This is a genomic window from Limnobaculum allomyrinae (assembly GCF_016649425.1).
Lineage (GTDB): Bacteria > Pseudomonadota > Gammaproteobacteria > Enterobacterales > Enterobacteriaceae > Limnobaculum > Limnobaculum allomyrinae.
In genome coordinates this window covers 1-15,144 of sequence record NZ_JADRCR010000012.1, presented here as the reverse complement: position 1 = coordinate 15,144, position 15,144 = coordinate 1, and the positions used below count along the sequence as shown (strand labels likewise).

The 15,144-nt window shown below is 45.2% G+C and carries 8 protein-coding genes; 7 read left to right on the top strand and 1 reads right to left on the bottom strand.

All coding sequences use genetic code 11. The features are described from left to right. Positions 1 to 2: 2 nt before the first annotated feature. The 7 genes from traG to I2494_RS17780 all read left to right on the top strand — a co-directional run bounded on the left by traG (position 3) and on the right by I2494_RS17780 (position 13,713). On the top strand, positions 3 to 2,825 hold the full coding sequence (traG, locus tag I2494_RS17810; RefSeq protein WP_218468416.1) for a conjugal transfer mating-pair stabilization protein TraG: 2,823 nt from the start codon (positions 3 to 5) through the stop codon (positions 2,823 to 2,825). Position 2,826: 1 nt separating this feature from the next. After that, positions 2,827 to 3,354: a hypothetical protein gene (locus tag I2494_RS17805; protein ID WP_218468415.1), complete on the top strand. Its 528-nt coding sequence runs from the start codon at positions 2,827 to 2,829 to the stop codon at positions 3,352 to 3,354. A gap of 95 nt (positions 3,355 to 3,449) precedes the next feature. Beyond that, a complete protein-coding gene (gene traD / locus I2494_RS17800; RefSeq protein ID WP_218468414.1) occupies positions 3,450 to 5,600 on the top strand; it encodes a type IV conjugative transfer system coupling protein TraD in 2,151 nt (716 codons plus the stop codon). Continuing rightward, positions 5,597 to 10,819, top strand: coding sequence for a conjugative transfer relaxase/helicase TraI (traI, locus tag I2494_RS17795; protein ID WP_218468413.1), 5,223 nt, complete (start codon positions 5,597 to 5,599; stop codon positions 10,817 to 10,819). Before traD ends, traI begins: the two co-directional genes overlap by 4 nt. 2 nt (positions 10,820 to 10,821) lie before the next feature. After that, positions 10,822 to 11,550 carry a type-F conjugative transfer system pilin acetylase TraX gene (gene traX / locus I2494_RS17790; protein ID WP_218468412.1) on the top strand — a complete coding sequence of 243 codons (729 nt, stop codon included), beginning with the start codon at positions 10,822 to 10,824 and terminating at the stop codon, positions 11,548 to 11,550. 81 nt (positions 11,551 to 11,631) lie between these two features. Continuing rightward, complete coding sequence (locus tag I2494_RS17785; protein WP_218468411.1) at positions 11,632 to 12,564, top strand: hypothetical protein; 933 nt, start codon at positions 11,632 to 11,634, stop codon at positions 12,562 to 12,564. 624 nt (positions 12,565 to 13,188) lie between these two features. Next, positions 13,189 to 13,713, top strand: a complete 525-nt coding sequence (locus tag I2494_RS17780; protein ID WP_218468410.1) for a ProQ/FINO family protein — start codon at positions 13,189 to 13,191, stop codon at positions 13,711 to 13,713. Positions 13,714 to 13,986: 273 nt separating this feature from the next. Here the strand turns inward: I2494_RS17780 and repE are convergent, their stop codons facing one another. Beyond that, positions 13,987 to 14,724: a replication initiation protein RepE gene (repE, locus tag I2494_RS17775; RefSeq protein ID WP_218468409.1), complete on the bottom strand. Its 738-nt coding sequence runs from the start codon at positions 14,722 to 14,724 to the stop codon at positions 13,987 to 13,989. Between the last annotated feature and the right edge of the window lie 420 nt (positions 14,725 to 15,144).

Below are 15,144 nucleotides of genomic sequence, written 5' to 3'. Positions count from 1 at the left end.
TTATGTGGGAGATGTATGTTATTACCGGCGGGGACTGGTTTCGCGTGAGCTTTAACGCGATAGCTACATTTATGAGTACCAGTGCCTGGACATCACTTGTTCGTCTTGCTACAGCGATAGGGATATTACTTACCTGTATAGATTATATCCGCCGCCGAGACGTTAAGGTTTTTCTGTACTGGGTGTTTGTCATTACGCTTACAAGTTCTATGGTTAACATTAAGCGTTCAATTCAGATAATCGACAGTAGCCAACCTATGGCCGTTTATCATGTTGATAATGTGCCGATGGGTTTGGTCTTTCCATCGTATCTGTTCACGGTAATGGGGCACAGTATATTGCAGGGGTATGAACTAGTATTTCATACGCCTAACTCCGTAACTTACAGTAAAGGCGGAATGCTGTTTGGTGCTGGTCTGGTGGTGCAGAGTACTGATTTCATCTCAGCGAATCCGGAAATAACAGGCCTATTCTCCGATTATGTCCAAAACTGCGTTATTGGCGATATTTATCTCAATCATAAATATTCTCTTGAAGACCTGATGAATTCTCCTGATCCGTATACGTTGATTTTTGCTAATCCGAGTCCATTACGGGGAGTGTTTGACCGCGATAGCAAGTTTATGACGTGCGCTGTAGCTTCAGTAAAATTGAAGGCTGATTTGCGACTGGATACTGAAACGGGTGGAACAACCTGGCTTTATTATGCTCGCAGTGTGTTTGGTGGTCGTCCAGATGCCAATATATTGTTGGCGGAAATGCTGGGCGACAGTTATCAGTATTTCTATAGTAGTGGCCAAAGTGCCAGCGACATCATGAAGAAAAATGTGACACTAACCGCTTTGCGACGCGGTATTACCAGCTACGCATCGCGCAGTGACGATACCTCAAGCTTAGTGATGTTGTCAGAAACATCAGCAATGTCGAAGTTACGTATGTCACAAGCCACTTCAACGGAAATCGCTGCCCGTCAGATACCAATGCTACAGACTGTTATTTTAGGGGTTCTGATTGGATTATTCCCTGTTATGGTCTTGCTTGGCCTGATGAATATTCTGTTTGTGCAAGTATGGAAAGGTTTTCTCTTGACTATATTATGGTTGCAAAGCTGGCCGATTATGTTCGCCATCCTAAACCATGCTGTCAGTTTTAATCTTCAAGCTAAATTATCTGGCACTTCTCTGACATTATCCAACATGTCTACGTTGCAGCAGAATTATTCTGATATTGCGACAACAGCTGGCTGGATTTCCACCTTTATTCCATTCCTGTCGATGGGGCTGGTTTACGGGCTGAACCGTGCATTTTCACAATCAGGTAGTTATACCGGTACATCTATTCAAGGCGTTGCCAGTCAATCATCATCGCAGGCGGTGGACGGTACATGGGCGTTTAATAACCTACAGACAGATAATGTTCAGGGCTTTAAGTGGGATACCAACAGCGCCACCAGTGCAGGCCAAATGAGCAGTCAGACCGTCAGCGGGGGATTGATGACCAGAACAGCGGGCGGTAATACCGTGTATAACTCATCGGGTGCAATGTCTCAACTGCCGGTTCATCTTGGCTTTAGTAACCGGTTAGGCAGTACCTTCCAGGAGCAGGCCCGTGAAAGTGAACAGCAGTCCAGTACTTTCCAGAAAGGCTACAACGATGGCCTGACGTTTACATCGAATAAAGCCATGCAATTAAGCCAGCAGTTTGGTAACAGCAGCTCGATGGTTCAGGGGGCTGATTCCAGCGAAGGCAGTAATAAATCCGCCGCCTTTAGCAAAATGAATGCCATCGCGGAGCAATACGCCAAAGATAATAACATCAGTAAGAATGAGGCCTTTAAGCAGTTAATGGATAAGGGAACAAAAGGAACCGTTAGTGCAGACTTAAAGGTAGGGGCGAAAGCTGATTTTGGTGTTTATGCTAATGCGTCTGCATCCGGAGGATTGCAGGGTTTTTCTGGTTCATCCCACGGTACTGATGAAAAAGGGAGTCAGAATAACAGCAATAACCACAACAAGAATGCTCAAATGGCCAGTGATTTTAGGGATTCGATGGACGTCATTGCCAGTGATAAAACATCCACCTCCGGCAATCATACGGACAATAATTCTGCATCTCAGCTTGATCAGTTGGGGTATTCCTTAAACCAGATGAGAAATGACTTTGAAAATTATTCCAGTGCGTCCACCCGCAGCCATGAATACAGTGAGTTAGCCTCCCGTTCAAAAGATATGAGTGCGCAGGTTGAGAGTAATTATGACCAGATGTTTGCTGACTGGGTGACGAAGCAATCACCGGAAAATGCACACGATATTTTAACTAATACCTCATCTCCGGATATTGCCCGTCAGCGGGAGGCTCTGGCTCAACAGTTTGTTGAACAGGAACTGGCCCCGCGTATTGCGGATGATTATCACACTAACCGCGACACTGCAGGAAGCAGTATGGGAGACGTAGGTCCTACATCCGGACGCATGGGAGCGGAGGCCAGTTACCTTCAGGGAGAAGCGGATATTCAAAAACGTGCCGAAGAGGCCGGTATCAATAAAGAGGTGAAAGGCGATGTTGATAATCTTATAAAAAGTTCTAAGGCTAAGATTACTTCAGCGAAAGAAGATACGCATAAAAAACAATCAGAGGTTCAGGGCGAGCGTGATAATCTGAAACGGGAACATCAATCTGCAGAGCAGACTCACAAAACAAACTATAACAAGGAAAGGCAAGCTCAGGGCGAAAAGGATGATTACGAGGATGTTATGAAAAACGATCCCCGTAATAAAAATGCGTCAAAGAGAAGCGATCCTAATATAGAGGGCGGGGGCGATTAAGATGAAGACAATGGTATTAAAACAACAGGTTTTTAAAATTCCGGTGGTGTTTCTTGGGCTTTTTATTCTCAATATTTTACTGATGACTTGGGGATTATATTTAAGGCAAGGTTATTCGGATTATTTGTTGGTCATTTTGTCTGGTTGTTTTTTTATTGTGCCGCCGTTATTTGCATTTGTGTTTTTTTATAAAGTTCTGAGAAAACGTCAGGAAGATAATAATATTTACTGGCGATTTATTATCAGGAATACAAAAAGGGCATTAATCTCTTATTTTATTTTATGTATTGTCGGTCATGTTATTGTTGAACATTTATCCAGTGGATTAGTGATGACTGCAACCGTAACCGCGACTGGAATTTGGGTAAGTACTGCCGTATTTATTCTGCTAAATCGATCATTGCTCAAACCGTATATGGAAATGCTCAACACGGATATTGATATTCCTGAAAACAGTTTTAATCCAGCAACGGGTTCTCCCATGTTAGGGCATTTTGATTCTGAGGGTAATCCCTCTGGTACGGGGTAATTATTATAAAGGCTATAGGTATTAAACATCATATTTAAAAAGTAATTATATCTCTTTTATATATGGGCGCTAAATATAGCGCTCAGGGAGTCCCCATGAGTTTTAACATGAAAGATATGACCCAGGGTGGTCAGCTTTTTACCATGCGCTTACGTATGTTTGGCCAGATTATGGGCCAAATCGTATGGGTGTTGAGTATTCTCTTTATTTCTATCGTTGGAATATCGCTTTATTTTGATGTATCAAAACAGAACTTCTTTAATGGAATGAAATATTGGTGGTGCTGGATAACACAATCATTATCCCAAATAGGTGCCAGAGAACATATCTACCATATTGAGTATTATGGCTACACGCTTAAATATACAGCTCAACAAGTATTAAATGATGCTTATACAACGTATTGCGGTGAGCTTATATATAAAGAGTTTATTTCCGCGTGCCTTACTGGCGGTATATTTATCAGCGTATTATTTCTGTTGACTGTATTTTTATTGGGGCGTGAAGGTAAGCAGCAGAGTGAGGATGAAATCACCGGTGGTCGCACATTAACGGATGATCCGAAAGCTGTTACTCGACTGTTGAAAAAACTGGGACGCGCTTCCAGCATTATGCTGGATAAACTGGCGTTAGTGAAAGACAGTGAGGTTCAGAATTTTAGTGTCCACGGCACTGTCGGCTCCGGTAAATCCAGAGCCTTCAGAGCGATTATGAAATATGCCCGCAAACGTGGGGATTTGGTGATTGTTTATGATAAAGGCGCTACCTTTGTTAAAGAGTTTTATGACCCTGCTACTGACCATATTTTAAACCCACTCGATAAACGTTGTGCTAACTGGGATTTGTGGTCTGAATGTCTCACCATTCCAGAATATGAAAACTATGCCAGCTCGTTAATCCCTTCAGTAGGGGATTCCGCCGATCCGTTCTGGCAGGGATCTGCCCGGACGATTTTCACCGATGGCGCCCATCGCATGAAGCAGGATAAAGATCGCAGTTACTGGCGCCTGCTGAACACCCTGTTATCTATCAGCCTGAAGAATCTGCGGGCGTATTTACAGAATACGCCTTCAGCTAACCTGGTTGCCTCTGAAATAGAGAAAACCGCCATTTCCATTCGTGGGGTATTGACTAACTATGTGAAAGCGCTGCGCTATCTGGTGGGTATTGAGAAGAGTGGACCAAAATTTACTATTCGCGACTGGATGCGGGATGTAAAAGACGATGGCAGGAAAAACGGCTGGCTGTTTATTACCTCTGACGGCAAAAACCACTCAGCACTGAAACCCGTTATTTCAGCCTGGCTCAGTGTGGCGATTAAAAACTTACTCGCTATGGGAGAGAACGCTGACCGTCGTGTCTGGTTTTTTCTTGATGAATTACCGACACTTCATCGGATGCCCGATTTAGTCGAAACCATTGCAGAGACCCGTAAGTTTGGTGGCTGTTTTGTACTGGGTTTTCAGTCCTACGCTCAACTGGAAGAAATCTATGGCGTAAAGAACGCGGCGGCAATGTTCGATACTTTAAATACCCGCTTCTTCTTTCGTAACCCCAGTAAAGAGATTGCCAAGTGGGTTGCTGAAGAGCTTGGCGAAAAAGAGCGATTTAAGGCCTGTGAGCAATTTTCCTATGGTGCGGACTCCGTTCGTGATGGCGTTTCGGTCGGTAAAGATGAAGACCGCACTCAACTTGTCAGTTACTCCAATATCCAGTCGCTGGATAACCTGGAATGTTATGTCACGCTACCCGGACCTTTTCCGGTCGTTAAGATGACGTTGAAGTATGAAAAGTTTGCTCAGGTGGCTGAAGGATTTGAGCCCAGAGCGTTTGATATGGAGGCCATGGGGAAACTCAATCAACGACTGGCAGAGATTGAGGCAGAAAGTAAGGCGATGGATGTGCTGTTTACTTCCCCAACATCTGCTGAACAACCAGTCCAACTATCTGATGCCGTTGTTCCACCACCGGTTAACACCACATCCACCAGTACGGCGGCAAGTAATACAGCCGTATCTGCACATCCTGCAGGAGCAAGTGGCGGCCGTGAGCAAAACAGGGAAATGCTCTTACCGCCGGGTGTGGATGAATCCGGTGAAATTACCGATATGGCACTGTATGAGGAATATGCTGACCAGCAGGAACTTGAGCAGCAGAAAATAGCTCGCCGTGAAGAAATCAATATTAGTCACTCCCAACAAGACCGGGGTCTTTCAGGTGATGAGCCAGGGGAGAGATTATTATGATGAGCTTCAGCGTAATTGGTTCTGCTGATGGCGCTGCTGGTTATTACAGCCATCAGGATAACTACTATGTATTAGGCAGCCTGGAATCTAAGTGGATGGGAAAGGGCGCTGAAAAGCTGGGTTTAACAGGACCTGTTGAAAATGACAAGTTAACCGCCGTTCTTCAGGGTAAGTTGCCGGATGGCAGTAGCCTGTCTTACATGAAGGACGGTAAAGAAACGCATCGGCCCGGATATGACCTGACATTCTCGGCACCGAAAAGTGTTTCGGTTCTGGCACTGATTGGTGGCGATAAACGACTGATTGAGGCCCATAACCGGGCGGTGGCCGTGGCTGCCGGACAAATTGAAACGCTTGCGAGTACCCGCCTGATGGAAGACGGTAAAAGCGAGGTTGTCCTGACCGGTAATATGGTGGCAGCCACGTTTAACCATGACACCTCCAGAGATTTAGACCCGCAAGTTCATACTCATCTCCTGATTGCTAATGCGACGGAAATAGAGGGACAGTGGCGCTCTCTGAGCAGCAATACCGTGACGAAGAATGGTTTCTCCGAGACCATTCTGGCCAACCAGATTGCATTAGGAAAAATATATCAGCATGCGTTCCGTAAGGATGTTGAAGGAATGGGGTATCAAACCCACGACTCAGGTAAAAATGGTTTGTGGGAAATCACCGGCGTGCCGGTTGAGCCTTTTTCCCAACGAAGTCAGTCTATCAGAGACGCGGTTGGTGAGGATGCGTCCAGAAAATCCCGTGATATAGCCGCTCTGGATACGCGTAAAGCGAAGGTGGCATCAGACCCGGCTTTACTTCTGTCTGACTGGCAAAGCCGGCTAAAAGAAACCGGCTTTAATCTGAAGGAATTTCAGGCACAGGCGCAAACCAGAGCGTTAGTTGAACCGGTTCAACCTGCTCTTGCCGGGGAGACCAATCAACAGGTCAATGAATCGGTTGCCGGTGCCATATCGTTGCTCAGTGATAATAAAACTCAATTCACGTATTCAGAGGTGTTGGCCAAAACGGTAGGCGGTCTTCCTGCTGAAGCAGGCGTATTTGCGCTGGCAAGGCAGGGGATAGATAAAGCGATTGAGGATAATCGCCTGATCCCACTGGATAAAGAAAAAGGGCTTTTCACTTCAGATATTCACCTACTGGATGAACTCAGCATTCATGCGCTTTCTAAAGATATGATGCAGGAAAATCGGGTACTGCAGATCAATAGTGAAAAACCGGTTTATCCGGCTATTCAGACCGGCGCGGTGTATCAACTGACGAGTAATGCCCCTCCGGTGGCCGTTTTATCCGGTATCGGTGGTGCTTCCGTGCAGCGGGACAGACTGGCGGAGGTTGTAGATATTACCCAACGTCAGGGGCGTCAGGTATTGGTGTTATCACCGGATAATCGCAGTCAGCAATACCTGAAGGAAGATCCCCGCTTTTCACAGGGTACCGGATTGCTCACCCGCCAGGATTTAAAATCTGACTTTACGTTACCGATTCACAGTACGCTGATTGTCGATCAGGCGGAAAAACTGACGCTGAAAGAAACGCTGACCGTTCTTGAACAGGGGCGAAACCAGAATGCGCAGGTCGTCTTTATGGATACCGAGCAACGTAAAGGGACCGGTAACGCCCTGTCTGTAATGAAGGATGCTGATGTGCCTCGTTATCAGTTTTCCGGTAGTGACCGGGCAGAGGTCTTTGTTGTCAGTGAGTCAGATAAGCGGGAACGTTATCAACAGCTTGCTTCCGATTACGTTAATCACCGGCTTCAGGGGGGATCGGTTAGTGCTCAGGTCAATGGTGTCCGGGAACAACAGGTATTGAGCAATGTTATTCGTGATGCACTAAAGGAACATGGCCAGATTAACCGCGCTGAAGTCACGATACCGGTATTAACCCCGATATATTTAGACAGTAAGAGCCGGCGGCAGCGTGAAACCTATAAATCCGGTCAGGTTATGGAAGTCTGGAACGCGGAGAGTAAACAACGTACCCGGTATCAGGTTGATCGCGTTACGGAGAGTACTAATACCCTGACGCTGGTTAATGAGGAGGGGACGCGGGTTGAAAAAATCAGCCAGCTCGATGGTAACTGGAGTCTGTATAAGCCGGGTGAACTGGCGGTTGCTGAAGGTGATAATTTAAAAGCACTGGGTCGCGAACTCAAGGGCGATATCAAAGCCCGTGACAGGATGATTGTGGTAGGTATTGGTGATAACTCGATAACGGTCAATGTGAACGGGAAAGAACGGGTTATTAATACCACCAACGCAACAAAGCTGGCATATGGCTATGTTGACAGTTTAGGTAGTGTCGTATCCGATAAAGGCACGGTTCTGGCCGCTGCCAGTCATGCCGATATGTCAGCTGCATCACTGAATCAGCTGTCCCGCAGCGGCAATAAAATCGGTATTTATACGGCGTTGCCATCAGACCGCGCCGAGAGAAAACTGGCCATTAACCCTAACTACCAGGTAGTGAGTGTGCAGGTAAAAGAACGTGCCGGTAAAGATGAGTTAGGCGAGGCTGTCACGCAATTAACCGATAATCTCTATTCGCCCGTTCAACAATCCGTTCATTTAGGACTGCAACAAGTTCAGGCAAATGATGTGGCATTCAGTAAAACTAATCTGATCGGCGCATCATTAGACCGAACCGAAGGTGTCACTCTGGTGGATATCATCAAAGAAATCGATCAGCAGGTAAAAAGTGGTGAGCTGATTGCGCTGCCGGTCGTCAAAGGTAGTGGTGTTGATCTGCTGGTTTCTCGCGCTACCTATGATATTGAGCGCAGTATCATCCGTTCTGTTGCGGAAGGTAAGGGCAGTGTGTCACCGCTAATGGAAAAGGTACCCGAAAGCAATCTTCAGGGACTAACTGAAGGTCAGCAGGAAGCGACCAGGCTTATTCTTCAGACACCTGATCGGTTCGTTGCCATCCAGGGGTATGCCGGTGTAGGTAAAACCACTCAGTTTAAGGCTGTTTTAAGTGCTTTAGAGACGTTGCCGGAAGCTCAACGTCCGCAGGTGATTGGTTTAGCCCCAACGCATCGTGCCGTTCATGAGATGCAGGACATTGGCGTTAAAGCACAAACATTGGCCTCTTTCTTAAATGAAGAATCACAAAAAGAAATGGCCGGCGCTAAATCAGATTACAGCAACACGCTGTTTCTGGTGGATGAAAGCTCAATGGTTGGCAACCGTGACATGGCTAATGTTTATCAATTAATAGATAAAACGGGTGGCAGAGCTGTAGTCAGTGGGGACGTTGATCAGTTACGCCCGATAGATCCTGGTCAGCCTTTTAAGCTTCAACAGCAGCGCAGTGCTATTGATATGGCAGTGATGAAAGATATTGTTCGCCAGTCTCCGGAACTCAAGCCAGCTATCTACAGCATGATTGAGCGAAATGAACGTGAAGCGCTAAATATTGTAAATACCGTATCACCGGCGGTAATCGAACGTCGGGAAGGTGCATGGGTACCAAATGAATCAGTTAAAGAAATCAAAACTAAAGACGAGAATGAAGATGTGCCGCGTGGTCCTGTTGTTTTGTCAAATGAAGCAACTGAACAACCATTAGCAGGCCCAAAAGAGCCGGATAATATTCTGGCTGCTATCGCTCAGGATTATATCGGTCGAAGTGATGAGGCTCGTGAAAATACGTTGATTGTTGTCCATGTGAATAGTGACCGACACGCCATCAATAGCCAGGTTCATTCTGGATTACATAAAGCAGGGCTTATTGGCGATAAAGAGGCTTCACTATCTGTATTAAGGCAGGTCAATGTACGTTCACATGAGCTTCGTAATGTGGCTGGGTATGAGGCTCATAAAGGGAAAATTGCCATGCTGGATAATCAGTATTACACCATAGCTGGCGTAGATAAAGAGCAAGGGACTGTAACGTTCATTGATGCCGATAAATCAAGCCGTATCTTATCGAGCTTTGAAGCCAGTAAAGAGCAGGTATCTATATACGAGCGGGCATCTCTTACTGTTAGTGAAGGCGATAAAGTTCGTTTTTCACGAACCGATAACGATCGTGGCTATGTTGCTAATAGCATGTGGCAAGTTAAATCTATTGAAGACAATGCCATCGTTCTAACTGATGGCCAGAAAGATAAGGTCATTGAACCCAAAGTGATGGCCGATCAGCACATCGATTTAGCTTATGCAGTAACTGCTCATGGCGCTCAAGGTGCCAGCAGCAGATTTGTTATTGTACTGGAAGGTACTGAAGGCGATCGAATTAGATTGGTTAGCCCTGAAGGGGCTTATGTTGCCCTGTCGCGAGCCAAAGAGCACGTTCAGGTTTATACCGATAATCTAGAGGCATTTTTATCGGCACTGGATAAACACACTGACCGTAAATCAGCACACGACATACTCCACCAATCTGATGATAACAATGCTGCAATAGGTACCCGATTGCTTGAAACAGCTAAACCTCTGCAAGACACCGCTCTGGGCCAAGCCTTGCTAAAAACATCAAATCTGAATGGTAAATCAATGGCGTTTTTTGTCTCACCTGGCAAAAAGTACCCTCAACCGCATGTTGCATTGCCACTCTATGATAGTAATGGCCGTGCTGCAGGCGTCTATCTTGATGAACTTCGCCATCTTCAATCCGAGCGCGGCGCCTGGCTAAGTCAGGAACCGAGAATACTGGGCGGACATGATGCACGTTTTGCCGGTCTGCAGGAAAGCCAGAATGGTGAGGTTCGTATTGCTTCCGATATGGCCAAAGCATTTGAACTGGCGGCGGCCCATCCACAGAGTGGTATTTTGGTTCGCCTGCAGGGTGAGGGGGAACCCCATAACATTTCCCGCATCACCGGTGACAGGATCATTCCTGATGATCGTATTCAACAGGTATCCGGTCAGGGTACAGATAACCGTGCTGAATATCCGTTTATTCTGACGGAACAGGAACAATTAGCGAAAGAGAAGAATCTGGATGAGCAAAAAGCGCAAGAACAGATTGAAAAAATGCTGAATAACCAGAAGGTTGATGACGAGACGTTAAAATCACTGGCTGTGGAACTGGGTACTGAAAATCGTCAGGATGAAAAGTCGATAGCGGGTTTCGATTTCAGTCTGGAAGACAAAGAAACGCAAAATGCCATCCGGGATGTCGCTCATGATCTGCAAAAAGAACGTATTGAGCAGATGGAACGTGAGATTGTTAAAGAAAAAGAGATAGGGGAATAGTCATGGATGCTAACTTAACTGTTGTGACAAAAAATACCATTTATACCAGTTGGCTCACCATGACTTCCCGACAAATTGACTGCATCAAAATCGTCGCTTTTCTGGCGATGATTGCAGATCATGCCAATACGGCGCTTAGTCTGCATAACGGCTGGTTAATGCTAATAGGTCGGATGGCATTTCCGTTATTTGCGTTAATTTGGGGGATTAATCAGGCGCGGCATCCGGAGATAAAACAAAGTTCATTAAACAGACTGTGGTTATGGGCTGTGATTGCGCAACCTTGTTATTATCTGGTTGTAATGAATGCCGGTACCGCGTTCTGGCAGCTGAATATCTTATTCACGTTTGCAGTAGCCGGTCAGAGTCTGAAGTGGTTTCGAAGTGGAGTCACGATAAAGCACATCATGGCCATGATTATAGTTATGGCATATTTACCACTTTCACTGACCAGTTACTTCATCTTTGGGTTATTACTTCTCTGGTGCAGCCGTTGGTTATTCATCAGTAAAAACTCAGGCCGAATATTAACACTCTGGTGCCTGATTGTCATATTGCTGAATATTCATATTTTAGCGATCGTCGCATTTGGCGGCCTGGTACTCACTATTGTTGTCTGGGCGATATTTGGTGGGTTGAAAAGTGAGGGACGCATACTACCAAAGAATTTCTTCTTGTACGGTTATGCAGCACACCTGTTGATATTAGGTGGGGTGGCGTTATGTTTATAGTATCCACCGGCCTGTCCTGGGTTGTTCGATGCTCGCCAGCTGCGCTTCGCCTCAACCCAAAACATCCGGCGGAGGATATTCATGGACCTGAATAATTCTCTGCCCGGAGTGCAAAAGATTCACCGGCACCATATTCCGATGTTTTGTGGCCATATTCCCAATATGCCAGCTGCGCGAAAATTTGCCGCCGCACTGGATAAACATAGCTGGAACCGGAATAAAGCAATTTATGATTTACGCTGCAGTAGAAATCAACGTATCAGTGTTCGTTCTGAGCGCAGGGAAACCTATGATGCCCTAGCTATGGCATTTGTGGCTCATTGTGACTATAACCCGGACAATGAATATCTGTTTGAACTGATGGCCTCAGTAGAAGAATTGGCCAGATTAACCGGCCAATATCATCAATGTGATAACGGCCGCAAAACCTATGATCCTGTGCTTTCAGCGTTAAGAGACTGGGAAGAGGCAAAGTTAATTATTATTCACCGTGAATTTGACCATGAAGTAAAACAGCACAAAGCTATGCGGATTTGGATTAGGCCGCAGTTCTTTGAAACGCTAGGTTTTAACGTGTCAGAGCTACGCGATATGATGACAAAATTCAGGAGATGGATGGAACGGAAGGGATTGCGCGAAACCTTACAACAGCGCTATCAGCGGCATTTGTTACGCATTGCACGCAGTAACGTGGCCAGTCTGGATAATGCGCATTCGCTTAAACGGTTACTCCGGAAGATTAAGCGCGAAGTGCTGCCAACTGAGTCTGCGCAGGCAGATGAAAAGCACAAGGTAGTATCCGAATTAGAGCAGCAATTATTAGCAGCTGAAGAAGCATTGAAAACAAGTCGAGAGCCAGAGCAGCGGTACTATTATCAGCTCTATACTAAATGGAGTGCATCTCAACCAGTATTCATAACGCATCCATTGGAGTCTTCGATCAAGGGAGCCTACCCCGAACTGAAAGGAGAGGCGCTTTACAAGCTCTTGGTTGAAAGCATACCGAAAGGTTAGGCAAACCCTACTTAATTTTATTAACCGCGTATACGCGGTTTTAGTGCTGAATCTGGCGTTATATTGCACATAAATTAACCTATCACCCGCCCCTCTCAATTTGCAGAATATTCCATTCATAAATCGACATTATTAGTTTATTGATTTTTTCACCATTTAAATTCGTAATGCTAATATTTTAATCACTTAAAGTCGTAATTCATTCCAATTCATAACTTAATTTCGTTCTTATATTCTGAACTAACGAGCTTTTATAAAGCTAGATAGCGGCTGATTAAGCGCCTGCTATCGCAGCGCTTTTATAAGTACCACCTGGCACAATGCGCCAGGCATTGTCAGCTATATATGAATAACAGCTCTAAGCGATTCGCTTTGCTCATCACTAAGACTTTCGAAATCACTGAAATCACGTCTAAAAGCAGCCGCGATTTCCGCTCACGAAAGCAAGACTGTTAAACACATTCGCTATCTAATGTTTATTCGTCTTGTCTGGCAGGAAGGGGGGATAGTAGATTTTTATACGATCGCAGGGTCACGCGGTTTAACACTTCAGTTATCAAAATATTCAGTGAGCCGCTTTTTTTTGTTAACCTTTGCGGCACTTAATAGCGATGGTGTGCAACAATGGCAGAAAACGAAAAAAGAGAAATTCTTAAGTTAAAACGAAAATCACCTGCACCTACAACTGGGGCGATTGATTCAGATAAAATTATCAGTCATAAGCGTAAACTCATCATTCCTGGGAAAGATTCGGCATCCCAAAACCAAGGGCAGATTGTCACACTTCAAGAAGTGCCAGCTAGACAAGCTAAAGCAGCCAGAGCCACGAGAAAACCGAAACCTGAGAAAAGGGTGTCATTGGAGCAGGCATTATTAATGCTAAGTGCATACTGGCCAGATTGTTTCGACAGAACTGAAGTAAAGATCATGAAAATTAAAATCCGGGAAGATATGTTTAACGATCGCGAACAGCGTCAGTTGCCTATTTCAAGAAAGCAAATCCGACACTGCTTAAAGGCAGTAGCTCAGTCACCGGCGTATTTGAAATGCATGGCACCAGGTTCTGTTCGTTATGATATTCATGGCCAGCCTGCAGGAGTAGTTTCTGAGAATGAAGCTCTCCGGGCTAAAAAACTAATCAGCTTATAGTGCTCGTTATCCATATATCCACATTCATTTTAGCCAGTGAACCGGCTGGCCACCCAGCTGGCCGGTGAAGCGGGAGCGCCAGCGCACTATGTGCGCAGAAAATGACTGTGGGTATGTGGGTAACATATGCTCGGAATGAAGTGTGACAAATCGCCCTCAAGAAAGTTATTAAACTGTGACAAACTACCTTTAACCGCATTATAGCCGTTAAAGTGAGGGTAATTTGTCACAGTTTGAAAGTTGGATGCTATAAAAGAGGGCGATTTGTCACAGTTAGAGTAGCGACTCAGTGAAGTTAAAAACGATAGCGCTCGTCGATCTACCGCTTTTCTTTTCATAATAAGTCACGTTCATCGGTGTACGTTCGTTGATTTCGTCAATGACCGGGTTAAGAAAGCGGCGCCTGAAGTCAGGCATACGTTCATAGCTTTTAGGTAGTTGATAACGCTCCAGCATCCACTCTACTGTAAGTATCACTGTGCCGGTGCTTCTGTACTGACAGAGTGATTCATACAGTCGCATCGCGTAAGGGCTAGTAATTTCTTTAGTCTCACTCAACCGGAATTGAGTAAATTTATTTTGCAGACCAATGAAAAACGGTACCAGGTATGGATTTAAATGAACGCTGTATAAGCCCCTCTTAGGGCTGCTGGCGCGCTTAATGAACCAAGGGTAGCTGTCATATGCTTTATCATCTCCGTCGTCTTCTTCTGGCCGATAGAAGACGACTTCCTTACCAACAAAATCCTTTAATGCGTTCCTGATATCCTTACTGGCTTCAGCAGATGGAAGGTGAAAGGTTTCCGCATATTCAGCTACTGACAATTCACATAACCCATTGTGTTCATTTCCTTTTCCAGCATTATCCGCTTTTCTTACCTGGTCAACGAACAAATACAACATGCGTTTCTGGTCACGTGATAAACTATATGCAGCTTCAGTCAGTTCATTTGACTGTACAATACGTTGACCATATTTTTGGGGTTTAGTGTTTTTTTCAATAGCGTCCATTAGCTAAACTCAACAGTTGTGACATGTTTTAATCTTGTCACACATAATATACCCTGTCAATTAAGCTGTACGTAACTCATTTTTGCGAGGGCAATTTGTCACAGTGACCCGTCTGAGAGCCTTTATTGATGCGGGTTTCGAGCACTTCTAAAAAGGTTTAAAAAAGATCTTAAAAAGATCATTAAAAACTTATTAAAAATACCCTGTAAATAACGTGCATAACTCAATTTCGCGGTTTTACTGCAATAAGGATGTCGCTATTTCATAGCTCCACTACACCTTAAACTGCATATAAACCCCTTTAGCACGCACCCTACGGCAAGCCACCGGGCAAGTTGACTCCTGTAAATTGCAAACGTAAGAACTGAAGCAAAGCTTCAGATTCTAACGCTCCGGAAATCACGCCCTCTACGTCGCTAC